General features: G+C 70.4%; 24 protein-coding genes and 1 tRNA gene. 13 read left to right on the top strand and 12 right to left on the bottom strand.

What is annotated here, in order from left to right; translation table 11 throughout:
* Positions 1-105: 105 nt before the first annotated feature.
* From J7E93_RS32885 to J7E93_RS32875, 3 genes are read right to left on the bottom strand one after another with little or no spacing between them, the layout of a single operon-like run.
* Positions 106-777, bottom strand: a complete 672-nt coding sequence (locus J7E93_RS32885) for a TrmH family RNA methyltransferase (RefSeq protein ID WP_215073696.1) — start codon at positions 775-777, stop codon at positions 106-108.
* Positions 774-2,033 carry an HTTM domain-containing protein gene (locus tag J7E93_RS32880; protein WP_374105462.1) on the bottom strand — a complete coding sequence of 420 codons (1,260 nt, stop codon included), beginning with the start codon at positions 2,031-2,033 and terminating at the stop codon, positions 774-776. The genes J7E93_RS32885 and J7E93_RS32880 overlap by 4 nt, the downstream gene beginning before the upstream one ends.
* 11 nt (positions 2,034-2,044) lie before the next feature.
* Positions 2,045-2,773 carry a DUF5819 family protein gene (locus J7E93_RS32875; protein WP_215073695.1) on the bottom strand — a complete coding sequence of 243 codons (729 nt, stop codon included), beginning with the start codon at positions 2,771-2,773 and terminating at the stop codon, positions 2,045-2,047.
* A 139-nt stretch (positions 2,774-2,912) separates the two neighbouring features.
* On the opposite strand from J7E93_RS32875, the gene paaA reads away from it, so the two are divergent.
* From paaA to J7E93_RS32845, 6 genes are all read left to right on the top strand, one after another.
* Positions 2,913-3,965 carry a 1,2-phenylacetyl-CoA epoxidase subunit PaaA gene (paaA, locus tag J7E93_RS32870; RefSeq protein ID WP_215073694.1) on the top strand — a complete coding sequence of 351 codons (1,053 nt, stop codon included), beginning with the start codon at positions 2,913-2,915 and terminating at the stop codon, positions 3,963-3,965.
* Positions 3,962-4,249: a 1,2-phenylacetyl-CoA epoxidase subunit PaaB gene (gene paaB, locus J7E93_RS32865; RefSeq protein WP_215073693.1), complete on the top strand. Its 288-nt coding sequence runs from the start codon at positions 3,962-3,964 to the stop codon at positions 4,247-4,249. The genes paaA and paaB overlap by 4 nt, the downstream gene beginning before the upstream one ends.
* On the top strand, positions 4,246-4,971 hold the full coding sequence (gene paaC, locus J7E93_RS32860) for a 1,2-phenylacetyl-CoA epoxidase subunit PaaC (RefSeq protein ID WP_308368861.1): 726 nt from the start codon (positions 4,246-4,248) through the stop codon (positions 4,969-4,971). The genes paaB and paaC overlap by 4 nt, the downstream gene beginning before the upstream one ends.
* The gene (gene paaD, locus J7E93_RS32855; RefSeq protein WP_215073692.1) at positions 4,965-5,462 is read left to right on the top strand and encodes a 1,2-phenylacetyl-CoA epoxidase subunit PaaD; all 498 of its coding nucleotides are present in this window, start codon (positions 4,965-4,967) and stop codon (positions 5,460-5,462) included. Before paaC ends, paaD begins: the two co-directional genes overlap by 7 nt.
* Entirely contained in the window at positions 5,463-6,524 is a 1,062-nt protein-coding gene (locus tag J7E93_RS32850; protein WP_215073691.1) for a 2Fe-2S iron-sulfur cluster-binding protein, read from the top strand. It begins immediately after the preceding gene.
* Between the two features lie 105 nt (positions 6,525-6,629).
* Entirely contained in the window at positions 6,630-7,763 is a 1,134-nt protein-coding gene (locus J7E93_RS32845) for an acyl-CoA dehydrogenase family protein (protein ID WP_215073690.1), read from the top strand.
* 10 nt (positions 7,764-7,773) lie between these two features.
* On the opposite strand, the gene J7E93_RS32840 is transcribed toward J7E93_RS32845, so the two are convergent.
* The 4 genes from J7E93_RS32840 to J7E93_RS32825 form a co-directional block, all read right to left on the bottom strand.
* Positions 7,774-8,118, bottom strand: a complete 345-nt coding sequence (locus J7E93_RS32840; RefSeq protein WP_215073689.1) for a rhodanese-like domain-containing protein — start codon at positions 8,116-8,118, stop codon at positions 7,774-7,776.
* Between the two features lie 57 nt (positions 8,119-8,175).
* Complete coding sequence (locus J7E93_RS32835) at positions 8,176-9,030, bottom strand: J domain-containing protein (RefSeq protein ID WP_374105463.1); 855 nt, start codon at positions 9,028-9,030, stop codon at positions 8,176-8,178.
* Positions 9,031-9,172: 142 nt separating this feature from the next.
* Complete coding sequence (locus J7E93_RS32830; RefSeq protein ID WP_215073687.1) at positions 9,173-10,621, bottom strand: DUF2252 domain-containing protein; 1,449 nt, start codon at positions 10,619-10,621, stop codon at positions 9,173-9,175.
* Between the two features lie 196 nt (positions 10,622-10,817).
* The gene (locus J7E93_RS32825) at positions 10,818-11,963 is read right to left on the bottom strand and encodes a hypothetical protein (protein WP_215073686.1); all 1,146 of its coding nucleotides are present in this window, start codon (positions 11,961-11,963) and stop codon (positions 10,818-10,820) included.
* A gap of 94 nt (positions 11,964-12,057) precedes the next feature.
* Here J7E93_RS32825 and J7E93_RS32820 point away from each other — a divergent pair, with 94 nt between their 5' ends.
* Positions 12,058-12,513, top strand: a complete 456-nt coding sequence (locus J7E93_RS32820; protein ID WP_215073685.1) for a MarR family winged helix-turn-helix transcriptional regulator — start codon at positions 12,058-12,060, stop codon at positions 12,511-12,513.
* 12 nt (positions 12,514-12,525) lie between these two features.
* Here J7E93_RS32820 and J7E93_RS32815 read toward each other — a convergent pair whose 3' ends face one another.
* From J7E93_RS32815 to J7E93_RS32805, 3 genes are all read right to left on the bottom strand, one after another.
* Positions 12,526-13,185 (bottom strand): response regulator transcription factor, encoded by a 660-nt coding sequence (locus J7E93_RS32815; protein ID WP_215073684.1) that lies wholly within the window; start codon positions 13,183-13,185, stop codon positions 12,526-12,528.
* A gap of 39 nt (positions 13,186-13,224) precedes the next feature.
* Positions 13,225-14,904, bottom strand: coding sequence for a sensor histidine kinase (locus J7E93_RS32810; RefSeq protein ID WP_215073704.1), 1,680 nt, complete (start codon positions 14,902-14,904; stop codon positions 13,225-13,227).
* A 224-nt stretch (positions 14,905-15,128) separates the two neighbouring features.
* Positions 15,129-15,215, bottom strand: a tRNA-Leu gene (locus J7E93_RS32805).
* Between the two features lie 727 nt (positions 15,216-15,942).
* Between J7E93_RS32805 and J7E93_RS32800 the strand changes: the two genes are divergently transcribed.
* The 6 genes from J7E93_RS32800 to pknB all read left to right on the top strand — a co-directional run bounded on the left by J7E93_RS32800 (position 15,943) and on the right by pknB (position 24,065).
* Positions 15,943-16,779, top strand: a complete 837-nt coding sequence (locus J7E93_RS32800) for a DUF3662 and FHA domain-containing protein (RefSeq protein ID WP_215073683.1) — start codon at positions 15,943-15,945, stop codon at positions 16,777-16,779.
* 10 nt (positions 16,780-16,789) lie between these two features.
* Positions 16,790-17,311: an FHA domain-containing protein gene (locus J7E93_RS32795; RefSeq protein WP_215073682.1), complete on the top strand. Its 522-nt coding sequence runs from the start codon at positions 16,790-16,792 to the stop codon at positions 17,309-17,311.
* Positions 17,312-17,487: 176 nt separating this feature from the next.
* Positions 17,488-18,993, top strand: coding sequence for a Stp1/IreP family PP2C-type Ser/Thr phosphatase (locus J7E93_RS32790; RefSeq protein WP_215073681.1), 1,506 nt, complete (start codon positions 17,488-17,490; stop codon positions 18,991-18,993).
* Between the two features lie 26 nt (positions 18,994-19,019).
* On the top strand, positions 19,020-20,450 hold the full coding sequence (locus tag J7E93_RS32785) for an FtsW/RodA/SpoVE family cell cycle protein (protein WP_215073680.1): 1,431 nt from the start codon (positions 19,020-19,022) through the stop codon (positions 20,448-20,450).
* A complete protein-coding gene (locus J7E93_RS32780) occupies positions 20,447-21,913 on the top strand; it encodes a penicillin-binding protein 2 (RefSeq protein ID WP_215073679.1) in 1,467 nt (488 codons plus the stop codon). Before J7E93_RS32785 ends, J7E93_RS32780 begins: the two co-directional genes overlap by 4 nt.
* Positions 21,914-22,067: 154 nt before the next feature.
* Entirely contained in the window at positions 22,068-24,065 is a 1,998-nt protein-coding gene (gene pknB, locus J7E93_RS32775) for a Stk1 family PASTA domain-containing Ser/Thr kinase (protein ID WP_215073678.1), read from the top strand.
* Between the two features lie 125 nt (positions 24,066-24,190).
* Here the strand turns inward: pknB and J7E93_RS32770 are convergent, their stop codons facing one another.
* Together J7E93_RS32770 and J7E93_RS32765 are read right to left on the bottom strand one after the other, a co-directional pair.
* Complete coding sequence (locus tag J7E93_RS32770) at positions 24,191-24,865, bottom strand: class E sortase (RefSeq protein ID WP_215073677.1); 675 nt, start codon at positions 24,863-24,865, stop codon at positions 24,191-24,193.
* A 29-nt stretch (positions 24,866-24,894) separates the two neighbouring features.
* The coding region (locus tag J7E93_RS32765) for a class E sortase (RefSeq protein WP_215073676.1) at positions 24,895-25,674 on the bottom strand (780 nt) is incomplete at its 5' end.

Raw genomic sequence — 25,674 nt, 5'->3', positions numbered from 1 at the left:
CCCGAAGCGGTACCGGAAGCCCTACCCGGAGCGGTACCGGAAGCTCATCCCGGTGCCTTACCGGCAACCCATCCCGGTGCTTACCGGCAAGCCCATCCGGCAGCTCTACAGGGCGGCGACGCCCTCGTCGATCTCGGCGTACCGCTGCACCCACGCGTGCATCGCGATCGCGGCGGCGGCGCCCGCGTTGATCGACCGGGTCGAACCGAACTGGGCGATCGAGCAGACCATCGCGGCGTGCTCGCGGGCCTCCTCGGTGAGCCCGGGCCCCTCCTGGCCGAACAGCAGCACACAGCGCCGCGGCAGCACGGTCCGCTCCAGCGGCACCGCGCCCGGCAGATTGTCGATCCCGATGATCGGCAGGTCCTCGGCGGCCGCCCACGCCGTCAGCGACTCGGTGTCGGGGTGGTGGCGCACATGCTGGTAGCGGTCGGTGACCATCGCCCCGCGCCGGTTCCAGCGCCGCCGGCCCACGATGTGGATCTCCTTGGCCATGAAGGCGTTGGCGGTCCGCACCACCGACCCGATGTTGAAGTCGTGGCCCCAGTTCTCCACCGCGACATGGAAGTCGTGGCGCCGGGTGTCGAGGTCGGCGACGATCGCCTCCCGCGTCCAGTACCGGTACCGGTCGACCACATTGCGCCGGTCGCCGCCGGCCAGCAGCTCGGGGTCGTAGCGCTCACCGTCCGGCCAGGGCAGCGGATGCGGCCCCACACCGACCTCGGGGGCGTACCCCTCGTCGTACTGGATCGGCTCGGACTCTTCAGCGGTGCTCACCCCACGAGGGTACGGGGGGCGTTCTCACCGCCAGTACGGCGCTGCTCCGGCACCGTGTCCCGCGGCCGACCGAGCAGCCGGGACAGCAGCCGGTCCCTGCCGCGCCCCACCCTCGTCCCGAGCCACACGAGGAACGCCGTCGGCAGGAACACCGCGTCCGCGGAGATCATGGCGAGCGAGAACAGCGGGAGTCCGAGCAGCACGGCGATCCCCGCGTGCTCCAGCATCATCGCGACCAGCAGAACGTTCTTCACCCTGCGGTTGAAGAGAGCGAAGGGGAAGGCGACCTGCACCAGCACGGTGCCGTAGGTCAGCACCATCACCGTCATCGAGCTGGAGCCGAGCAGATCGGAGAGGGCCGGCCACGGCGTGAAGTAGTCCAGTCGCAGCGGGTAGTACAGCGCGGTGCCGTCCTGCCAGCGCGAACCCTGGATCTTGTACCAGCCGGCCGTCGCGTAGATCAGACAGACCTCGGCCATGATCACGACGAGGGTGGCGTTGTGGGCGAGGTTGGCGAGCACGTCGAGGAGGGTCCGCGGCTCGCCCGGCGCATAGCGGCACACCACCCACCACAGCGCCTGCGCCAGCCACAGCACCCACAGCAGAACCACCAGCCACGCGGTGCCGGTCACGTCGACGAAGGCGGTGGCGGCGAGCAGAAAGCCCCCGAGCACCGTCCACAGCAGCGGCCCGACGACATCACGGCGGGGCGGCAGACCGTGGGCCTCGTCGCGGGCCTCCCGGGCCGCCCGGCGGGCGTCCAGCGACCAGACCTGGCCGCAGCGGGTCAGGACCAGGTAGATCGCGGCGAGGTGGATGACGTTGTCGCCGCCGTCGCCCACGAAGACGGAGCGATTCTGCAGCGACAGGACGCCGACCATGAAGACCACCGACACGGCACGGGTGCGCCAGCCCACGAGCAGCAGGGCGGCGGAGAGCGCGGCGAGCGCGTAGACGATCTCGAACCAGAGCCGGCCGTCGGACCACATCAGCGCCGTGAACGCGCCGTTGTCGGCGATCAGCTGCCGGCCCATTTCCCACGACCACGGGCCGTCGGGTCCGTACAGCTCATGACGGTGGGGCAGCTCGCGCAGCAGGAAGAGCAGCCAGGTCAGCGAGAAGCCGATCCGGACGATCGCGGTCTGGTACGGGCCGAGCGCCGCGGCCGTGACCCGTTGGACGGCCCGGCCGAGCCGCCGGTCGAACGGGACTCGGCCGCCCTCCTGCCGCAGGCGCGGGCCGGGTTCCGTCGTCACGGGTGGGGGGTTCACCGGGTCGCCTCCGTACGGTCGTCCTGCGTCCCGCGGGGCAGGTCGGCGGCGCTGATCTGCCACCAGGGAAGCTCGCGGTGGACGGGGGCCGTGTCGATCCGTTCGGTGCTCCACGGCGGGGCCGGGACGGCCCGGACGGCCGAGCGGAGCTGGATCCGCTCCACCGTGCCGCCGAGGCGCCGCTCGTCGAGACGGAGCATGACGATCCGGCGCACATAGCTCTCGGAGAGCCGGCCGCGCAGACCGTTGGGCCGATGGTCGTCGGTGTGGGAGTTCTGATAGAAGTCCCACGCCCGGCGGAGCTCGTTCTGCTCGGTATGGCTGGGCACCAGGCTGCCGCGGATCGCTCGGGCGTCCTGCGCGGACAGGTCGATCCAGTCCGTGGTGCGCCGGGTGCCGTCGGCGCTCGCGACCTGCGCGCGGACCTGGACGGCGACGTTCTGCTGGAGCGGGTTGGGGGCGAAGAGCTTCCAGTTCTGCTCGAACTCGGGATAGACCCAGTCGTCGACGGCCTCGCCGTGCTGCTTGGTCAGCGTGTTCGAGGGCGCGACGTGCAGAAAGACCATCGCCAGGTGCACGCAGGCGAAGACCGCGACGACGGCGAGTGCGACGGCCGCGACGACCTGGTACGGGAGCGAGAGCGAGGCGATCCCGGCACCGGAGCGGTCCCCCCTACCGGGGGCCGGGCGGCCCTCGGACTCACCCGCGTCGTCGTGCGCGTCCATCCTGCTCCGATCCCGTTCGGCCCACCCCGGTTATCCACAGGGTTGACACCATACGGGCCGCCGACCGACCATTGAAGTCATTCAACCGAACGATCGGTCGGTAGGGGGTCCGATGACCGCAGGGACGGCAGCGACAGCCATGACAGCAGTGACCGCGGACGCACAGGACGTGCGCACCGAGCAGGACACCGCCGCGGCGGCCACCCGAGCCGCCCACGAGGCGGTGTTCGATGCCGCCGTCGCCGCCGACGAGCGCATCGAACCGCGCGACTGGATGCCCGACGCCTACCGGGCCTCCCTCGTCCGCCAGATCGCCCAGCACGCCCACTCCGAGATCATCGGCATGCAGCCGGAGGCCAACTGGATCACCCGCGCGCCCACACTCCGGCGCAAGGCGATCCTCATGGCCAAGGTCCAGGACGAGGCCGGCCACGGCCTCTACCTGTACAGCGCCGCGGAAACCCTCGGCACCAGCCGCGACGAACTCCTCGACAAGCTCCACTCCGGCCGCCAGAAGTACTCCTCGATCTTCAACTACCCCACGCTGACCTGGGCCGACGTCGGCGCCATCGGCTGGCTCGTGGACGGCGCCGCCATCACCAACCAGGTCCCCCTCTGCCGCTGCTCGTACGGCCCGTACGCCCGCGCCATGATCCGGGTCTGCAAGGAGGAGTCCTTCCACCAGCGGCAGGGCTACGAAGCCCTGCTCGCCCTCTCCCGGGGCACCGAGGCCCAGCACGCGATGGCCCAGGACGCGGTCGACCGCTGGTGGTGGCCCTCACTGATGATGTTCGGCCCGCCGGACGACGAGTCGGCCCACTCCGCCCAGTCCATGGCCTGGAAGATCAAGCGCCACTCCAACGACGAACTGCGCCAGCGCTTCGTCGACATCGCCGTCCCCCAGGCCGAAGCCCTCGGGCTCACTCTCCCCGACCCCGACCTGCGGTGGAACGAGGAACGCGGACACTACGACTTCGGACCCATCGACTGGACCGAGTTCTGGGACGTCCTCAAGGGCAACGGCCCCTGCAACGAACAGCGGCTCAACCGGCGCCGCCAGGCCCACGAGGACGGCGCCTGGGTCAGGGAAGCAGCCGCCGCTTACGCCGAGAAGCACGCCGACAAACACCACACGGACACGCACACGGAACAGCACGCCGAGCAGCAGAAGCACGGGGAGGCACGGGCATGACCACCGACGGATGGCCCCTGTGGGAGGTGTTCGTGCGCTCGCGCCGCGGACTTTCCCACACCCACGCGGGCAGCCTGCACGCCCCGGACGCCGAAATGGCCCTGCGCAACGCCCGCGACCTGTACACCCGCCGAGGCGAAGGCGTCTCGATCTGGGTCGTCCCCTCCGCCACGATCACCGCCTCCTCACCCGACGAGAAGGACCCGTTCTTCGAACCCTCGGCGGACAAGCCCTACCGCCACCCCACGTTCTACGAGATCCCGGAGGGGGTGAAGCACCTGTGACCGCACAGACCACCGCGATCGAGGCCGCCGCCCTCGCCCTCGGAGACGACGCCCTCGTGCTCTCCCACCGCCTGGGGGAATGGGCCGGCAACGCCCCCGTCCTGGAGGAGGACGTCGCCCTCGCCAACATCGCGCTCGACCTCCTCGGCCAGGCCCGCGTCCTGCTCTCCCTCGTCGGCGACGAGGACGAACTCGCCTACCTCCGAGAAGAACGCGCCTTCCGCAACACCCAGCTCGTCGAACAGCCCAACGGCGACTTCGCCCACACCATCGCCCGCCAGCTCTACTTCTCCACCTACCAGAAGCTCCTCTACGGGCAGCTGGCCTCCGGCGAAAGCCCCCTCAGCGGCCTCGCGGCCAAAGCCGTCAAGGAAGTCGCCTACCACCAGGACCACGCCGAGCACTGGACCCTCCGCCTCGGCGACGGCACCCCCGAGAGCCACACCCGCATGCAGCAGGCCTGCGACGCCCTGTGGCGCTACACCGGCGAACTGTTCCAGCCCGTCGACGGGCTCGACGTGGACCTCCCCGCCATGGAGAACAGCTGGCTGGAATCGGTCACCGCCGTCCTCGAACAGGCCACCCTCACCGTGCCGGACGGCCCGCGCACCGGCGCCTGGACCGCCGGCGCCGGCCGCCAAGGCCTGCACACCGAACCCTTCGGACGCATGCTCGCCGAGATGCAGCACCTGCACCGCAGCCACCCGGGGGCGACATGGTGACCATGACCGCCCTGGAAGAGGAACTGAGCCGGATCGCCGGCGCCGTCCCCGACCCCGAGCTCCCCGTCCTCACCCTGCAGGAACTGGGAGTCCTCCGCGGCGTCCAGGTACTCGGCCCCGGCCGGGTCGAGGTCGAACTGACCCCCACCTACACCGGCTGCCCCGCGATCGAAACAATGGCCTCGGACATCGAGCGCGCCCTGCACGACCACGGCGTGCCCGAGGTCTCCGTCGTCACCGTCCTCGCCCCCGCCTGGTCGACCGACGACATCAGCGACGAAGGACGCCGCAAACTCACCGAGTTCGGCATCGCCCCGCCCCGCCCACAGGGCCCGGCCGGCGGACCGATCCCCCTCACCCTGGCGATCCGCTGCCCCCACTGCGGCTCCACCGACACCGAGCTGCTCAGCCGGTTCTCCTCCACCGCCTGCAAGGCACTGCGCCGCTGCACGACCTGCCGCGAACCGTTCGACCACTTCAAGGAGTTGTAGATGTTCCACCCGCTCACGGTGAGCGAGGTCGAGCAGCTCACGGACGACTCGGTGGCCGTCACCTTCGCGGTCCCACCCGAGCTGCGCGAGACCTACCGCCACACCCCCGGCCAGCACGTCGCTCTGCGCCGCACTGCACAGAACGGCGAAGAGCTCCGCCGCACCTACTCGATCTGCACCCCGGCCGCCCCGGCTGGCGGGGAACCCGTCCTGCGCGTCGGCATCCGACTCGTCGACGGCGGCGAGTTCTCCACGTACGCACTCAAGGAACTCTCCGTCGGCGACACCGTCGAGGTCATGGAGCCGACCGGCCGCTTCGTCCTCGCCCCCCGCCCAGGACACTTCGCCGCCGTCGTCGGCGGCAGCGGCATCACCCCGGTCCTCTCCATGGCCGCGACACTCCTCGCCCAGGAACCGGAGGCCCGGTTCTGCCTCGTCCGCAGCGACCGCACCGCCTCCTCCACGATGTTCCTCGACGAGGTGGCCGACCTCAAGGACCGCTTCCCCGACCGCTTCCAGCTCGTCACCGTGCTCTCCCGGGAGGAACAGCAGTCCGGCCTCCCCTCCGGACGCCTCGACCAGGAACGGTTGACCGGCCTCCTGCCCGCGCTCCTGCCCGTAAGCGACATCGACGGCTGGTTCCTGTGCGGCCCCTTCGGCCTCGTCCAGAGCGCCGAACACGCCCTGCGCGGACTCGGCGTGGAACGCGGCCGCATCCACCAGGAGATCTTCCACGTCGACGACGGCTCGGCACCCGCCCCGGCACCCACCGCCGGCGCACCCGTCCACGCCACCCTGACGGCCACCCTCCACGGACGCTCCGGAAACTGGCCCGTACAGGAGGGCGAGACCCTGCTCGACACCGTGCTGCGAGCCCGCGCGGACGCCCCCTACGCCTGCAAGGGCGGCGTGTGCGGCACCTGCCGCGCTTTCCTGGTCGGCGGCGAGGTACGGATGGACCGCAACTTCGCACTGGAACCCGAAGAGACCGAAGCCGGCTACGTCCTGGCCTGCCAGTCCCACCCCGCCACAGCGGAAGTGGAGCTCGACTTCGACCGCTGACAGCCCCGCGCAGCCATTCCCTTCCCCTAGAACCTGTTCTATCTTGACGGTCCGTCAGAAGCGGGCCCGTCGAAGAGACAACAGAACCAACGGGAGGGAAAGGCTGTGGACTTCACCTTCACCGAGGAACAGCAGGCGGCCGTCGAGGCAGCCAGAGCGGTCTTCGCCGACGTCCCACCCGACGGCGTACCGAGCCCCGCGCTCACCCCCGGCGCCGTCGCCGAGGACTTCGACCGACCGCTCTGGTCCCGCCTCGCCGCCGCCGACCTCCTCAGCCTCGTCCTCGCCCCCGAACACGACGGCGCCGGCCTCGACACCATCGCCCTCTGCCTCATCCTGCGCGAATCCGCCCGCGTCCTCGCCCGCGTACCCCTCCTGGAAACCAGCGCGGTCGCCATGACCATCCAGCGGTACGCCGACGAACACACAGCGGCCGACCTCCTGCCCCGCATCGGCCGCGGCGAACTCATCCTCACCGCCGCCTCCAACGGCCGCAGCGGACACGACCCCGCCGAACTCGCCGTCACCGCACACCGCGACGGCACCGACTGGATCCTCGACGGCCTCCAGAGCGCCGTCCCCTGGGCACACGGCGCCGACCGCATCGCCGTCCCCGCCCACACTCCCGAAGGACACACCGTCCTCGCCCTGCTCCCCCGCACCCACCAGGGCCTCACCCTGGCCGAGCAGTACTCCACCAGCGGCGAACTCCTCGCCGAACTCCACCTCGACTCCGTACGCCTCACCGACGACGACGTCATCGACACCGAAGGCGCCTGGGACTGGCTGCGCGGCGTCCTCGCCACCGGAACATGCGCACTCGCCCTCGGCCTCGGCGAGAGCGTCCTGGCCATGACCAGCCAGTACACCGGCAAACGGGAACAGTTCGGCCACCCCGTGGCCACCTTCCAGGCCGTCGCCGTGCAGGCCGCCGACCGCTACATCGACCTACGCGCCATGGAAGTCACCCTCTGGCAGGCCGCCTGGCGCATCAGCACCGGAGCCGGCGGCCCCCTGCCGCCCGCCGCGGACATCGCCGTCGCCAAGATCTGGGCATCGGAAGGCGTACGCCGCGTGGTGCAGACCGCCCAGCACCTCCACGGCGGCTTCGGCGCCGACACCGACTGCTCCCTGCACCGCTACCACGCCTGGGCCAAGCAGCTCGAACTCGCCCTCGGCCCCGCCGCGGCCCACGAGGAGACCTTGGGCGACCTGCTGGCCGCCCACCCCCTCGCCTAGAGGAACCCGCTCAGAGGACGAACGCCGGGCCGCCGCTGTCCGTCACCATCGGACGCCCGGCACCGTCCCAGGCCAGCATGCCGCCATCGACGTTCACCGCGTCGATCCCCTGCTGCACCAGATACTGCGTGACCTGCGCCGAACGGCCACCGACCCGGCACATCACAAAGGCACGACGGCCCTCGGCCACCGCCTCCGTCACCTCACCGAAGCGGGCCACGAAGTCGCTCATCGGGATGTGCAGCGCGCCCTCGACATGACCGGCCGCCCACTCGTCGTCCTCCCGGACGTCCAGCACCAGGGCATCGGCCGGCACAGCGGCCGCTTCCACCGAGGGCAGCGGGGCGAAATTCATGGGACAGGCCTTCTCTCGTCGAAACCGCTCTTCGAAAAACCTCGCTCTTCGAAAAACCTACTGCACCAGCGTGGACAGCTCCGTCTCCCGCTCGGAGACCTGCGCGAGCAGCTGCTCGGCGATCTCCTCCAGGAGCTGGTCCGGGTCGTCCGGCGCCATCCGCAGCATCGCGCCGATCGCGCTCTCCTCCAGCTCCCGGGCCACCACGGTCAGCAGCTCCTTGCGCTGCGACAGCCACTCGAGCCGCGCGTACAGCTCCTCGCTCTCGCTGAGCCGCTCCCGCTCGGGCACCGGGCCTGCCGCCCACTCCGCCGACAGTTCCCGCAGCATGGTGGCGTCGCCGCGCGCGTACGCCGCGTTCACTCGGGTGATGAACTCCTCACGCCGCTTGCGCTCGTCCTCGTCGCGCGCCAGGTCGGGGTGGGCCTGGCGGGCCAGCTCGCGGTACAGCTTGCGTGCCTCCTCGCCCGGCCGGACCCGCTTGGGCGGCTGCACCGGCTGCTCGGTCAGCATCGCGGCGGCCTCGGGGGAGAGCCCGTCGGAGTCCATCCAGTCGTGGAAGAGCTCTTCGACGCCGGGCATCGGCATCACGACCGCGCGCGCCTCCTCGGCCCGCCGGAGATCGTCCGGGTCTCCGGTCCGGGCCGCCCGCGCCTCGGCGATCTGGGCGTCCAGCTCGTCGAGCCGCGCGTACATGGGCCCGAGCTTCTGGTGGTGCAGCCGGGAGAAGTTGTCCACCTCCACCCGGAAGGTCTCCACCGCGATCTCGAACTCGATCAGCGCCTGCTCGGCCACCCGCACGGCCTTCTCCAGCCGCGCCTCGGGCCGCTCGGCCCCGGGCTCACCACCCGCGGCGGCACCCGTGGCGGCATCCTGGTCCGCGCTCTGCTCCGCGCCCTGGTCCACGTCCACGTCCTCGCTCCGGCTCGTCACCCCTCCAGCCTACGGTCCCCCCGGGGGGCCTCCCCCCCTCCCTCCCCCCGGCCCACCCCCCGTCGCCCCGGCCGGCGGGGCGCGATCGGTTCCGACGGCGGCCGTCAGCAGCCGTCGGCCGTCATACGCCCCGCTCGGCCGCTATGCGGCCCTTGCTCACCGCCGTCACCAGGTCGGTGTGGTCCGCCGTGGTGCGGTCCGCGTACGCCACGGCGAAGGCGGCGATCGCCTCGTCCAGTTCCTCGTTCTTGCCGCAGTAGCCGGCTATCAGCCGCGGGTCGGCGCTGTGGGCATGGGCACGGGCCAGCAGCGCGCCCGTCATCCGCCCGTAGTCGTCGACCTCGTCGGGTGAGAGAGCAGCGGGGTCGACGCTGCCCTTGCGGTTACGGAACTGGCGCACCTGGAAGGGGCGCCCCTGCACCGTGGTCCAGCCGAGGAGTATGTCGCTGACGACCTGCATCCGCTTCTGCCCCAGCACCACCCGCCGGCCCTCGTGGTCCGGGGCGGGCGCGGTGAAGCCCACGGCCGGGAGATGCGGCAGCAGGGCCGAAGGCCGTGCCTCCTTCACCTGGAGGACCAGCGGTTCGCCCCGGTGGTCGAGCAGCAGGACGACGTAGGAGCGGGTGCCGACACTGCCGGTGCCGACGACCCGGAAGGCGACATCGTGGACGGCGTACCGGGCGAGCAGCGGCAGCCGGTCCTCCGACACGGTCTTCAGGTACCCGCCGAGGGAGGCGGCGACCGCCGCCGCTTCGTCGTCCGGGACCCGGCGCAGTACCGGCGGTGCGTCCACGAACCGTCGGCCCTCGCCTTCGGCGTCGGTGACGGACTCGGTCGACCTGGCGGCGAACCGGGCGCTGGTGTTGTTCCGGGCCTTCTCCGAGACGCGTTCGAGGGTGCCGAGCAGGTCACGGGCGTCGGTGTGGGAGACCAGCTCCTCGTCGGCGATGGCGTTCCAGGCGTCGAGGGCGGGGAGCCGGGCGAGCAGCCGCATGGTGCGCCGGTAGGCGCCGACGGTGTCGAAGGCGGCCGCCCGGCAGGTGTCCTCGCTCGCGCCGGCTTCCCGTCCGGCGAGAACGAGGGAGGTGGCCAGGCGCTTGAGGTCCCATTCCCAGGGGCCGACGACGGTCTCGTCGAAGTCGTTGAGATCGATGACGAGCCGGCCGCGGGCGTCGCCGTAGAGGCCGAAGTTGGCCGCGTGGGCGTCGCCGCATATCTGGGCGGCGACGCCGGTGACGGGGGAGCCGACGAGGTCGTGGGCCATGAGTCCGGCGGAGCCGCGCAGGAACGCGAAGGGGCTCGCGGCCATTCGTCCGACGCGTATGGGTGCCAGTTCCGGTACCCGGTCGCGGCTGGACTCCTCGACGGCGCGTACGGCGTCGGGGCGGTCGGCGGGGAGGGCCAGGGTGTCGTGCGTGGAGCGGGGGACCCGCCCGCGCAGAGCCTTGCCGCGTTCCTTGGGGGAGTCCGTCGCCCCGGCGGGCGCCCGCAGTGCGAAGCCGGGCACGTGCGGAATGCGCGTGTTTTCCGTGCTCCGCTGGACTGGTACCGCTGTCCCGACCTCGCCCATGGGACGACCTCCCCCGACTTGTACGACGCTGTCCAACATCAACTGGGCATGACGGTACAGCCGGGTTCGGCGGGCCGTCTTCCCCTGTGGACGACGGTCGGGTTGGGGAAATCTCCGGCCCCCGGGCGGGTGGCGGCGGGCGCCTCGGGGGCGGCCCTCGGGCGGCCGACCGGGGGCCCAGGGGCTTGGAGGGTGGCTAGACGCCGACGGCCTCTTCCATCTCTTCTTCCATCTCCTCCTGCGCGTGCTCTGCCTTCCCCGTTTCCTTCTCGCTCCCGTTCACGGTGTGGGGCGCGGGCGTGGGGGTGACGCTGCGGCGGTGTGCCTCGGTCAGGCCTGCGGCGGCGGTCACGGCGAGGCCGGCGAGGAGCCACAGGGTGAGGACGAGGATGTGGCGGCCGAGTCCTGTGCCGTCGAAGTAGACGTGGCCGCGGACGCCCTCGACGAAGCCGGCGCCGTTCCAGAAGGCGTGCAGGGCGCCGAAGAAGCCGGGCTGCAGCTCGGGGCGGTAGATGCCGCCGGAGCTGGTGAAGTTGAGCATCACGAACAGCACCATCACGCCGAGGGTGGTCCAGCGGCGCAGGAAGGTGTGGAGTCCGACGCCGACGAACAGGATGCCCGCCGCGTACAGCCAGGACAGTGCCCACAGTCCGCCGAGTCCGTGGTCGACGAGGTGGAACATCGGTCCGGCGAAGACGGTGCCGATCAGGCTGACGACGAGCGACATGCCGGCGGCGAGGAGTGCGCGGACGCGTAGCGGGAGGACCGCGCCGGCGCCGCCGATCACGGCGACGGAGGCGTAGGAGCCGATGCTGAGTGCGACGAGCAGGAAGAAGATGCCCTGTCCGGTGGGGTCGCCGGCCGGGACGGGGGCGACGTCGGTCACCTTCAGCGGTGCTCCCTGGGCTGCGGCGACCTTCGTGAAGGTTTTTTCGACGGCCATGGCGCTGGTGTCGGAGGAGGCCGTGGCGACGAGGAGTTCGGGGCGGGTGCCGGGCAGGTAGGCGCCGAAGCTGGACCGGTCGCGCAGCGCGGAGACGGCGGTCTCCCGGTCGGCGACGGTACGGACGTCGAGGGCGCCGTCGCCCTTGTCGTGGAGGGTCTGGGCGAGGATCTGCGCGCTGGGGCCGGAGCCGACGACGTCGACGCGCAGGTCGTGGGGTGCGGGGGCGTGGAAGGCGCCGAGGTAGGCGATTCCCATGCCGATGCACATGAGCAGGGGGGTGAGCAGGTGGCCGAGGACGTGCCGCAGCGCGCTGGGGGAGTGCGGTCGTGCCGCGTTCTTGCCTGCCGAGTTCTGCCCTGCGGGGTTCTGGCCTGCGGGGTGCGGTCCTGCGGACACGAGCGAACCTCCTTGGTTGGCTTTTACAACTAAACAACCGTTGTACTATACAACCAAGGCGGGACACTCCGCGAACGACAGCGAGGAGCGCACCATGGCCGACGGCGCGCGTGAGGCATCCATCGACACCATCCAGCGGGAGCTCACGGCGTTCGCCCGCCGGGCCCGTTCGGCGGCGGCCCGGCTCCATCCGGAGCTGCCGCTCGTCTCGTACACGCTGCTCGCGCACATCGTCGACCGGCAGGGCTGCCGCGCCACCGATCTCGCCGCGCACTACCTGCTGGACAAGTCGACGGTCAGCCGGCAGGTCGCCGGTCTGGAGAAGCTCGGCCTGGTCGAGCGCCGCCCGGATCCGGACGACCATCGCGTCCAGGTACTGCATCCGACGGAGGCGGGCAACGCGCTTCTCGCCTCCACGCAGGCGAGCCGTCTCGCCGCCTACCAGGAACGCCTCCAGGACTGGTCGGCCGAGGACCTGGCGCGGTTCGCCGCCTATCTGCTCCGCTACAACGCCGCGGGCACCGCGGGCCGCCCCGACCTCACCCGCTGACGCCCCGCCCGGCTACAGCCCCGCGTCCCGCGCAAGCAGCGCCGCCTGCACCCGGTTCTCACAGTCCAGCTTCGCCAGGATCCGGCTCACATACGTCTTCACCGTGGCCTCGCTCATATGCAGGCGTCGCCCCGCGTCCGCGTTGGACAGCCCTTCTCCGAGCAGGGCGAGAACCTCCCGCTCGCGTTCGCTCAGCGCCGCCACTCGCCGTCTCGCCTCCTCCGCGCGCGCCGCCTCCCGCCCCGAGGCCAGCTGCTCCACCACGTGCCGGGTGGCAGCGGGCGACAGATAGGCGTCCCCCGCCGCCGCGGCCCGCACGGCCCGGATCAGCTCGGCCGGCGCCGTGTCCTTGAGCAGGAACCCGGCGCCCCCGTGCTCCAGGGCGCGCAGTACGTTCTCCCGCTCGCCGAAGGTCGTCAGCACGATGACCCGGGCCGCGGGCGCCGCCCTGCGCAGCTCCGGCAGCGCGGAGAGCCCGTCGAGCACCGGCATCTGGATGTCGAGCAGCACCACGTCGGCGGCGTGCGCCCGTGCCTGCTCGACCGCATCCCGGCCGTTCGCCGCCTCCGCCACCACCTCGATCTCCTGGTCGGAGGTGAGGATCATCCGGATCCCGGCCCTGATCAGCGGCTCGTCATCGGCGATCACGACCCTGATGCGCTGCCCTGGCACAGCTTCTCCCCCACGGCTACCGATACGGCGGGGCCAGCGCTACCGCTTGACCTCGTACGACTTCTTCTCGATCAGCTTGCCGTCCTTGAAGCAGAACCGGAAAACCGGCTCCATCTCGAAGCCGTCGGCTATCTCCGAGGACATCAGTACAAGGCACTTCGATCCGGCGGGCTCCGCGGGGCCCTTGCCGTGGAGCCCGGTGGTGGTGACCGTGTCGCCGGAGGGCAGCTGGTCGCGGACCTCCCGCTCGGCCGTGCCGACCTTCACCGCGTCGTACTGGGCGGGGTCGATCATCCCCTCCTTCATCGAGCCGACCATGAAGTAGAGGCCGAAACCGGCCGCCACCATCAGCAGCACCAGCGCGGCGAACCCGATCCCGCACCCCAGCGCGACCCCGCCGCTCCTGCTTCTGCCGCCCCCGCGAATCGCCATCGCCAACTCCCGCTCCGTGAACGTCCAGTCGGCCGGTCCGACTGCGACCGGTCCACCGTGTCCCCTCAGGGGCGTTGTCGACTGCTGTCGGAAGTCGTCCGCCGCATCGACCAAAGGAGATGCTTCGACGACCCCGTACGGCAGCACTCCGGCGACCCGGAAGCCGCCGTCGTCCGACGGGCCGGCGTGCACCATGCCGCCCACCAGCCGGGCCCGCTCGTGGAGCCCGGTCAACCCCTGGCCGCCGCTGACCACGTCCCGTGGTGCTGCCTCGGGCGCCTCGTTGACGATCTCCACGACGAAGGAGTCCGGTTCGTACCGCAGCTCGACGCCTATCAGTGCGCCGGGCGCGTGCTTGTAGGCGTTGGTGAGCGCCTCCTGGACGATCCGGTACGCCGCGTGGTCGGCGGCCGGCGGCAGCGGCCGGCGCTCCCCGATCCGCCGCAGCTCCACCTGGTTCCCGGCCGCCCGGGCCGCGTCCACGAGCCCCTCGATACCGGCGGTCCCCCGCGCCGCCCGTCCCGACTCGTCCCCCGCGCGTGCGGCGGCCTGCGGCGCCTCGACCGGCGCCTCGACCCCGTCGCGCAGAATGCCGACGACCTCGCGCAGCTCGTGCATCGCGGTCACCGACGCGTTCCGCAGCACGCCGACCGCCTCCCGCTGGCGGTCGGTCAGCTCCCGGTCCACCTCCAGGGCACCGGTGTGGACGGAGATCAGCGCCAGTTGGTGCCCGAGGCTGTCGTGCATGTCCTGGGCGATGCGCTGACGCTCCCGCAGCCGCGCCTGCCCCGCCACCATCGCCCGCTCCCGCAGCAACTGGGCGTTGCGCTCCTGCAGGGCGTGCAGCAGGGTCCGCCGCTGGGTCCAGTAGCGGTTGGCCAGGCCGGGAGCCAGCGTGGTGGCCAGGTAGTACAGCGTCGACAGGAGGGCGAGGCTCAGGACCCGATGCTGGTCCCAGGACTCCAGCAGTGCCGTCGCGAGGTTCAGCACGTACGCGACGGTGAAGACGACCAGCGCCCGCCCCGCTCCCGCGACGTAGCGCCCGGCCGACCAGCCGACGAGGATCAACAGCACCCCGAATCCCGGCACCAGGGGAGCGAGTGCCCCGGTGCCGACGAGCACGGTCGCGGGCAGTCGGCGCCGCAGCAGCGACAACACGGCGGCGGCCAGGGCGACCCCGGCGAGCTGCCACCCCTCGCCGCCCAGCAGTTCCTCGGTCCCGGCGGCCAGCAGTGCCATGACGACGGCGAGCACCGCCTCGCCGGCGGTCCTGCGCCGCGACCACATCCCGGGCACGGCGAACCATCGCCACCCGGCGCCGATCCCGGCTCTGATCCTCGAAGACGCGTCCACGCCCGCACGATAGGCAGCGCCCGGGTCCGCCCGCGGCCATCTTTCGTCGCGTCCTGTCGCGACGAACGTCGCGTGCCGAGCATCACACGCCGAAGGCCGTGATGGTGATTCGCACAACGCGGAAGCCCCGTAGGTCGATGACCTACGGGGCTTCCGTCTGGTGCGCGAGGGGGGAGTTGAACCCCCACGCCCTTTCGGGCACTGGAACCTGAATCCAGCGCGTCTGCCTATTCCGCCACCCGCGCATTGGGTGTGCTCCGGGCTCCCTCACCTTTCGGTGTGAGCGCCTGGCGACATCTGAAGATTAGCACGACGCGGACGGCGGATTCACATCCGTTGTTTCGCCCCCTCGCCGGGGGAACAGGGAGGAAGGGAGGAGGTGGAGAGGAGCCGCGGAGGCGGAAGCGAGGGAGAGAACAGGGCCACCGGATGAGCAGCCGAGCGAGCAGCCGGGCGAAGACGTGAACCGAAGACATGAACCGAAGACATGAAACGAAGACGTGAACGAGGTGCCGCGCGAAGAGACCGGGCGAAGAGGTGAACGAGAGGCGCGCCGATCCGGACGGCGATCCGGGCGACGAGCGGGACGGCCACCGGGGCCGAACCGTGCGACACGAGGGCCGAACCGTGCGACGAGCGAGGCGGCACCGGGCCGATCCGGGCGGTGATCCGGGCGGTGAACCGGGCGTCCACCGCGCGCCGGTCCCGGGCGAGGAAGCCGGCGGGCTGTTCCCTGAGCCCTCACGAGTACCGGGAGGAACAGGACGGACCGCCCCCACAGCACCGCCCCGCTCCCCCGGCTTGCTCCCCGGGTGCGGGACACTGTCCACAGGCCGCCTCTACGATCCGTGGGGAAGGTCTGTGAGAGGTGACACTCGTCCACAGGGCAGAGAAGGGGAACCAGCCGATTTCCCGACGCGTGGATACGATCAGTAAGCAGTACCAGGACGACAACGACGGAGGAGGTGCCCCATGGGAGTCCTGAAGCGTTTCGAGCAGCGACTCGAAGGTCTGGTCAACGGCACCTTCGCCAAGGTCTTCAAGTCCGAGGTCCAGCCCGTCGAGATCGCGGGCGCTCTCCAGCGCGAGTGCGACAACAACGCGACGATCTGGAACCGCGAGCGGACCGTCGTCCCCAACGACTTCATCGTGGAGCTGAGCACCCCCGACTACGAGCGTCTCAGCCCGTACTCGGGACAGCTCGGCGACGAGCTGTCCGGCCTGGTCCGGGACTACGCCAAGCAGCAGCGCTACACCTTCATGGGACCCATCAAGGTCCACCTGGAGAAGGCCGACGACCTCGACACCGGTCTGTACCGGGTGCGCAGCCGCACTCTCGCGTCGAGTTCGTCACAGCAGCAGCCGCCCGCCGCCGGCCCCCAGCAGGGCCGCGGACCGGGTGGTTACGGCTATCCTCCGGCCGGTGCGCCGCCGATGCCCGCGGCCCCGCCGCCGGGCGCGGCCGGCATGCAGCGGCCCGGCCAGCCGCCCGTCGGCGGTCCCGGCCCCATGCCCGCCTCCGGCGCCCAGGTGCGCCGGTGGATCGAGATCAACGGCACCCGCCATCAGATCTCACGCCCGACCCTGGTCCTTGGCCGCAGCACCGACGCGGACGTGAGGATCGACGATCCCGGCGTCTCCCGCCGGCACTGCGAGATCCGGACCGGAACGCCCTCGACGATCCAGGATCTCGGGTCCACCAACGGCATCGTGGTGGACGGGCAGCACACCACCCGCGCTACGCTCCGCGACGGCTCGCGGATCGTCGTGGGCAGCACCACCATCGTTTACCGGCAAGCCGAAGGGTGAAGCGGGGGCAATGTCAGAGCTGACCCTGACGGTCATGCGGTTGGGTTTCCTGGCCGTTCTGTGGCTGTTCGTGATCGTGGCCGTCCAGGTCATTCGCAGCGACCTGTTCGGCACGCGTGTCACGCAGCGCGGTTCGCGCCGCCAGGACGCCCGGCCGCAGCAGAACGCACGGCAGGCGGCGTCGCCGCCGCCACAGCGCGGCCAGCAGAACGCGGGCGGCGGGCGGCAGCGCCGCGGCGCCCCGACCAAGCTGGTCGTGTCCGAGGGCACCCTCACCGGCACGACGGTCGCCCTCCAGGGGCAGACCATCACGCTGGGCCGGGCCCACGACTCGACGATCGTGCTGGACGACGACTACGCCTCCAGCCGGCATGCCAGGATCTACCCGGACCGGGACGGCCAGTGGATCGTCGAGGATCTCGGGTCCACCAACGGCACGTATCTCGACCGGACCCGTCTCACCACCGCCACACCGATTCCGCTGGGCGCGCCGATCCGCATCGGCAAGACCGTCATCGAGCTGCGGAAGTAGTGCTACGTCATGAATGAGTGCGAGCGGAGCGAGCGGGCCGAGGCGGTCCCCACGACGGGCCGAGCGGCGGACCGGCAGGTCCGGGCCGCCTACCGGCACGGGCTCCCGACCGGAGGGTGGGCAGTGTGGCTCGAGACCGGCTGTACCCCGAGGCGGCGTCGACAGGGGAGGTGCGCATGAGTCTCTCTCTGCGCTTCGCCGCCGGGTCGCACAAGGGCATGATCCGCGAGGGCAACGAGGACTCCGGCTACGCCGGTCCCCGGCTGCTCGCCATCGCCGACGGCATGGGCGGCCAGGCCGCCGGTGAGGTCGCCTCCTCGGAGGTGATCTCCACCCTCGTCACCCTCGACGACGACGTCCCCAGCTCCGACATCCTCACGTCGCTCGGTGCCGCGGTGCAGCGCGCCAACGACCAGCTGCGGATGATGGTCGAGGAGGACCCGCAGCTGGAGGGCATGGGCACCACGCTCACCGCCCTGCTGTGGACGGGCCAGCGCCTCGGCCTGGTGCACGTCGGCGACTCGCGCGCGTACCTGCTGCGCGACGGTGTGCTGACCCAGATCACGCAGGACCACACCTGGGTGCAGCGGCTCGTCGACGAGGGCCGCATCACCGAGGAAGAGGCCACCACCCACCCGCAGCGTTCGCTCCTGATGCGGGCGCTCGGCAGCGGTGACCACGTCGAGCCGGATCTGTCGATCCGTGAGGTCCGGGCCGGCGACCGCTATCTGATCTGCTCCGACGGGCTGTCCGGAGTCGTCTCCCACCAGACGATGGAGGACACCCTCGCCAGCTACCAGGGCCCGCAGGAGACCGTGCAGGAGCTGATCCAGCTCGCGCTGCGCGGCGGCGGCCCCGACAACATCACGGTGATCGTCGCCGACGTCCTCGACGTCGACGGCGGCGACACCCTCGCCGGGCAGCTCAGCGACACGCCGGTCATCGTCGGCGCTGTCGCCGAGAACCAGGTGCAGCAGGCCGACGGCGGGGCGATGCAGACCCCGGCCGGCCGCGCCTCCGGCCTCGGCCGTTCCGCGCCGCACCAGCAGCCCCCGGCCGGCGGCTTCGGCCCGCCCGGCAGCGGCGACGACCACGGCTACGGCTACGGCTCCATGCCGCCGCAGGGCTCGTTCGGCGCGTACAACGACGAGAACTTCCACGAGTTCGACAACTTCGACAAGCCGCGCACCGGCCGGAAGTGGATCAAGCGCAGCTTCCTCCTGCTCCTCGCGCTCGCCGTGCTCGGCGGCGGCCTGTACGGCGGCTACCGCTGGACGCAGACCCAGTACTACGTCGGTTCCAACGACGAGCACGTGGCGCTGTACCGGGGCATCAGCCAGAACCTGGCCTGGGTGTCGCTGTCGGACGTGGAGAAGGACCACCCCGAGATCGAACTCAAGTACCTGCCGCAGTACCAGCGCAAGCAGGTCGAGGACACGATCGCCGGCGGCAGCCTCGGCAAGGCCCAGACGAAGATCGCGGAGCTGGCCGCGCAGGCTTCGGCCTGCAAGAAGGCCGAGCAGCGCCGTGAGGCGGCCGACAAGGCCGCCGACCAGGCGAGCAAGCCGCCCGCCGACGGCGCGACCACGCCGAACCCCAAGCCCACCACAGCCGCTCCCTCCCCGGGCCCCACCCTCACGGAGGACGAGCAGAAGCTGGCCTCGAACTGCGGCAAGCAGTAAGCACCCGTAGGGGGCCTTTCACCACCATGAGCGTTGTCACCAACACGACCACCATCGGCGCCATCGAAGCGCCGAGCCGCCGCAACACCGAGCTGGCGCTGCTCGCGTTCGCCGTCGTCATCCCGGTGTTCGCGTACCTCAACGTGGGCCTGGCGATCGACGGCGAGGTGCCCTCGGGCATGCTCGGCTACGGGCTCGGCCTCGGCCTGCTCGCGGCCGTCGCACACCTCGTGATGCGCAAGTTCGCGCCGTACGCGGACCCGCTGCTGCTGCCGCTGGCCACGCTGCTCAACGGGCTCGGGCTGGTGCTGATCTGGCGGCTGGACCAGTCGCCGCGCATCATCGCCCGGTACAAGACGTTCACCCCGGACGCCCCCAATCAGATGATGTACTCGGCGATCGGCATCGCCATGTTCGTCGGCGTGCTGCTGATCCTGAAGGACCACCGGGTCCTGCAGCGCTACACGTACATCTCGATGGTCGTGGCGCTCGTCCTCCTGCTGCTGCCGCTGGTGCCGGGCCTGGGCGCGGACGTCTTCGGCGCCAAGATCTGGATCAGCGTCGGCGGCTTCTCCATCCAGCCCGGCGAGTTCGCCAAGATCGTCCTCGCGGTGTTCTTCTCCGGCTATCTCATGGTGAAACGCGACGCGCTGGCCCTGGCCAGCCGCCGCTTCATGGGGCTCTACCTGCCGCGCGGCCGCGACCTCGGCCCGATCCTCACCATCTGGGCCGTCAGCCTCCTCATCCTGATCTTCGAGAACGACCTCGGTACGTCGCTGCTGTTCTTCGGCATGTTCGTGATCATGCTGTACGTGGCGACGGAACGGACCAGCTGGATCGTCATGGGTCTGCTGATGTCCGTCGCGGGCGCGGTCGGTGTCGCCTCGTTCGCCGGTCACGTCCAGTCCCGTGTGGCCGCGTGGAGCGACCCGTTCGGGTGTCTGAAGACGGCTCCCGAGGGGTCCAACATGGCGGCGGCCTGTGACCAGATGTCGCAGGTGCTGATGTCCTTCGGCTCCGGTGGCATCCTCGGTACCGGTCTCGGCCAGGGCAACTCCGACCTCATCGGCTTCGCCGCCAACTCCGACTTCATCTTCGCCACCGTCGGCGAGGAGCTCGGGCTGACCGGTGTCATGGCCTTCCTGCTCCTGTACGGCCTGATCATCGAGCGCGGTGTCCGTACCGCCCTCGCGGCACGGGACCCGTTCGGCAAGCTGCTCGCGATGGGTCTGTCCGGCGCGTTCGCGCTGCAGATCTTCGTGGTCGCCGGCGGTGTGATGGGCCTCATCCCGCTGACCGGTATGACGATGCCGTTCCTCGCGTACGGCGGTTCCTCCGTTATCGCCAACTGGGCCCTGATCGGCATCCTGATCCGGATCAGCGACACCGCGCGCCGCCCGGCGCCCGCCCCCGCCCCGTCCCCCGACGCCGAGATGACCCAGGTGGTCCGTCCGTGAACAAGCCTCTGCGCCGGGTCGCGATCTTCTGCGGCCTGCTGGTCCTCGCCCTGCTGATCCGGGACAACTGGATCCAGTACGTCCGGGCCGACGAACTGAACGCGCACCCGCGCAACAAGCGGGTGCAGATCGAGCGGTACGCCAACGTCCGGGGCAACATCATCGTGGACGGCAAGCCGATCACGGGCTCGGTCGACTCCGCGGACCCGTACTACCGGTTCAAGCGGACCTACACCGACGGCCCGATGTGGGCCCCCGTCACCGGGTACGCCTCGCAGGCCTACGACGCCAACCAGATCGAGAAGATCGAGGACGGCATCCTCACCGGCAACGACGACCGGCTCTTCTTCGACCGCACGCTGTCGATGTTCACCGGCGACAAGAAGAAGGGCGGCAACGTCGTCACGACGCTGAGCGGCGCCGCCCAGAAGGCGGCCTTCGAGGGGCTCGGCAAGAACACGGGTGCCGTCGTCGCCATAGAGCCCAAGACGGGCAAGATCCTGGCGCTGGCGTCCACCCCGTCGTACGACCCCTCGTCCTTCGCCGGGTACTCCGGCAAGGACGAGAAGGCGTGGGTCGCGCTGGAGAAGGACAAGAACAAGCCGAAGCTGAACCGCGCGCTGCGCGAGATCTACCCTCCCGGCTCCGTCTTCAAGGTCGTCACGGCGGCCGCGGCGCTGGAGCACGGCAAGGTCACGAACATCGACGCGCCGACGGTCACCCCGGACCCGTACAACATTCCGCTCTCCACCGTGCCGATGAGGAACCACGCGACCGGATGCGAGAACGCCAGCCTGAACGAGGCGCTCCGTATCTCCTGCAACTCGGTCTTCGCCAAGCTCGGTGACGAGGTCGGCCGTGACGCCATGGTCGAGACGGCGGAGAAGTTCGGCTTCAACGCCGAGCAGTTCACCCCGGTCCGCTCGGCGGCCTCCGTCTACGACAAGAAGATGGACCGCGGCGGCAACGCGCTCTCCTCCATCGGCCAGTTCAACACCGCGACGACCCCGCTGCAGATGGCCATGGTCACGGCGGCGATCGCCAACGACGGCAAGCTGATGAAGCCGTACATGATCGACACGCTCGAGGCTCCGAACCTCGACGTGATCAAGCGGAACGAGCCCGAGGAGATGAGCCGCCCGCTGTCGCAGCAGAACGCGCAGCTGATCCAGACGATGATGGAGAACGTCGTCGAGAACGGCACCGGCGGCAACGCCGACCTCAACATGGACGGCGTGAAGGTCGGCGGCAAAACGGGTACGGCGCAGCACGGCGAGAAGAACGCCAAGCGTCCCTATGCCTGGTTCATCTCGTATGCCAAGACGGCCCAGGGCTCGCCGGTCGCGGTCGCCGTGATCGTCGAGGACTCCGAGGGTACGAACCGCGAGGACATCAGCGGTGGCGGTCTGGCGGCCCCGATCGCGAAGGCCGTGATGAAGGCGGTCCTGAAGAGCAGGAGCTGACCTTGCGGCCGGGCACCGGCCAGGTACCGGTCAGGTATCAGGTGCCGGTCGCGGGCGGAACGCCTTCCCGTGGCCGGTAGCGTATGCGCGAACAGCACACCGCCGGACCACCACACCGGTGCGGTCGGGACAGACGGAGAGGGCTGGATCAGTTATGGAAGAGCCGCGTCGCCTCGGCGGCCGGTACGAGCTGGGCTCGGTGCTCGGCCGTGGTGGCATGGCGGAGGTCTACCTCGCCCACGACACCCGGCTCGGCCGCACCGTCGCCGTGAAGACGCTGCGGGCCGATCTCGCCCGCGACCCGTCCTTCCAGGCCCGGTTCCGCCGTGAGGCCCAGTCGGCCGCCTCGCTCAACCACCCGGCGATCGTCGCGGTCTACGACACCGGCGAGGACTACGTCGACGGGGTGTCCATCCCGTACATCGTGATGGAGTACGTCGACGGCTCGACCCTGCGTGAGCTGCTGCACTCCGGGCGCAAGCTGCTGCCCGAACGCACGCTCGAGATGACGGTCGGCATCCTGCAGGCGCTGGAGTACTCGCACCGCGCCGGCATCGTGCACCGTGACATCAAGCCGGCGAACGTCATGCTGACGCGGACCGGTCAGGTCAAGGTCATGGACTTCGGCATCGCGCGCGCCATGGGCGACGCGGGCATGACCATGACCCAGACCGCGGCGGTCATCGGCACGGCCCAGTACCTCTCCCCCGAGCAGGCCAAGGGCGAGCAGGTCGACGCCCGCTCCGACCTGTACTCCACCGGCTGCCTGCTGTACGAGCTGCTGACCGTCCGGCCGCCCTTCGTGGGCGACTCGCCGGTCGCGGTCGCGTACCAGCACGTACGCGAGGAGCCGCAGCCGCCGAGCAACTTCGACCCCGAGATCACGCCCTCGATGGACGCCATCGTCCTGAAGGCGCTGGTCAAGGATCCCGACTACCGCTACCAGTCCGCGGACGAGATGCGCGCGGACATCGAGGCGTGCCTCGACGGCCAGCCGGTCGCGGCCGCGGCGGCGATGGGCGCGGCGGGGTACGGCGGCTACGGCGGCGGGTACGGCGGCTACCCGCCGGACGACCAGCCGACGACGGCGCTGCGCCAGACCGACCCGGCCGGCCAGACCTCCATGCTGCCGCCGATGAACCCGGACGAAGGCGGCTACGGCTACGACGACCGCCCGGACCGCCGCCGCCAGCAGAAGAAGTCGAAGACATCGACGATCCTGCTGGTCCTGGCGGGCGTCCTGGTCCTGGTCGGCGCGATCCTGATCGGCCGCGCCGTGTTCGAGACCAAGGACGGCACGGACCAGGTGCCCGTGCCCTCCCTGGTCGGTCACACGCTGCAGGAAGCCGAGGGGCTGGCGGCGAACGCACAGGTCAAGGTGGCGCAGTCGGGCTCCGAGCGCTGTGAACAGCCCAAGGGCAAGATCTGCAACCAGACGCCCGCGGCGGACGGCGTCACGAAGATGAACGTCGGCGAGACGATCTCGGTCGTCATCTCCGAGGGCGCGCCGCAGATCGAGGTCCCGGACGTCACCGAGAAGTCCCGGGAGAGCGCCGAGCAGCTGCTGAAGGACAAGGGCTTCAAGGTCGAGGTCGTCCAGGAGGAGTCCGACGAGGACCCGGGCACCGTTCTGCGGCAGAGCCCGGAGGGCGGTACCAAGGCGGAGCAGAACTCCGCGGTGAAGATCACGGTGGCGAAAAAGGAGAAGTCTCAGCTGCCCGACGTCACCGGCCGGAGCTACCAGCAGGCCGTCCAGGATCTGAAGCTGCTGGGCTTCGAGAACGTCAGCCGTCAGGACGTCGACTCGGAGCAGCCCGCGGAGACGGTCGTCGGCATGAACCCGAACGGCTCCACGGACCAGCCTAAGGACGTCCAGATCACGCTGAAGGTCTCCAAGGGCCCGCAGCAGACGCAGACGGCGATCCCGGCGGGCCTCGCGGGCAAGAAGTTCGAGGAAGTGAAGCAGCAGCTCGAGGCCCTGGGCCTGGTCGTGCAGCAGCAGGGTTCGGACAAGAACGACGCCACGGTCCTCGGCACCAACCCGCCGGAGGGCAGCCAGGTCACCACCGGCCAGACGGTCACCGTCTTCACGGCGGGCGGCAACGGCGGCGGTGGCAACGGCGGCAATGGCGGCGGCGGCTTCTTCGACTAGCCGCCCAGCACGTCACGCGGAGAGCCCCGGCATCCTCAAGGATGCCGGGGCTCTTCTCTTCTCCGGGCAGCACGGTGCGCTTCCCGTCAGCGCGGTGCGCTTTCTCGCCGCGCGGTGCGCTTCCGTCAGCGCAGCTCCGTCGGCGGCGTGCGGGCCGCGTCGACCTTCTCCGTGCGTTCCAGTTCGCCCCAGACGATGTAGCGGTAGTCCGAGGTGTACATCGGCGTGCACGTCGTCAGCGTGATGTAGCGGCCCGGCTTCGACCTGCCCGATTCCTTCGGGACGGGCTGGAGGACGTCCACGTTGTACTTCGTCGTCTCCGGCAGGGACTTGTAGACCTTGTAGACGAACCACGTGTCCTTGGTCTCGAAGACGATCGGGTCGCCGTTCTTCAGCTTGTGGATGTTGTGGAACTTCGCCCCGTGCCCGTCCCGGTGCGCGGCCAGGGTGAAGTTGCCCTGCTTGTCCTGCGGGAGGGCGGACTTGATCGGGTCGGTGTAGTAGCCGGCGACGCCGTTGTTGAGGATGCCGGGGGTGGTGCCCTTCTTGACGAGTATCTCGTCGTCGCCCATGGCCGGTACGTGCAGGAAGCCGATGCCGTCCTTGGTGTCCAGGGCGCCGGGGCCGTCCGCCCAGTGGTCGCGGACCTGGTCGGCGTCCTTGTCCGCGGCACGGTCGGCGAGGACGTTGGTCCACCACAGGGAGTAGACGACGAAGAGGCCGAGGACCAGGCCCGCGGTGATGAGGAGTTCACCGAAGACGCTGATGATGCCGGCGATCCGGTTGCGCGCACGTGCCACTACGTCGTCCCGTCTTGAGGTGTGGGGTCTCAGCCTACGAGCGCGTCCGGTTTCCCCTTGCTGCGCGGGCGTTCCTCGACCATCTTGCCCCACACGATCATGCGGTACGTACTGGTGAATTCGGGGGTGCAGGTGGTCAGTGTGATGTACCGGCCGGGGCCCTTGAATCCCGATCCGTTGGGCACCGGGTCGATCACCGAGACGTTGGACGGCGAGGTCTGGGGCAGGATGCTCGCCATTTCGTACGTGTAGTAGGCGTCCTGGGTCTCGACGACGATCGGGTCGCCCGGTTCCAGCTGGTTGATGTAGCGGAAGGGTTCGCCGTGCGTGTTGCGGTGCCCGGCGACGGCGAAGTTGCCCTGCTTGTCGGAGGGCATCGCCGTCTTCAGGGTGCCTTCGCTGTAGTGGCCCACCATGCCCCGGTCGAGGACCTTGGGCTTGCTGATGCCTTCGGCGACGGGGACCACCACGTCCAGCTTGGGGATGTACATGATGGCGAAGCCCTGGCCCGGCTCGAAGGCGTCCGGGGCCCGGCCCTTGGACCAGGCGTCCTCGATCTGCTCCTTCGCCCGGTCGGTCTGCTGGCCGGCCCGGACGTTCGTCCACCACAGCTGGTACGTGACGAACAGGAGCATGACGACGCCGAAGGTGATGAACAGCTCGCCCACGACCCGGCTGGCGACGACGCCGACGCTCTCCTTGCGGGCCCGGGCCGCACGGCGGGCCTCGACGCGCGAGAGCGGCGCGGCGGGGGCCTCCGCGGACGACGTGGGCGTGGCGGGTGTGGCGGGCGTCGTGCCGCCTCGGCG

The sequence above is a fragment of the Streptomyces sp. ISL-36 genome (assembly GCF_018614205.1).
In the GTDB taxonomy this organism is placed as follows: domain Bacteria; phylum Actinomycetota; class Actinomycetes; order Streptomycetales; family Streptomycetaceae; genus Streptomyces.
This window is presented reverse-complemented; position numbering and strand designations above follow the sequence as displayed.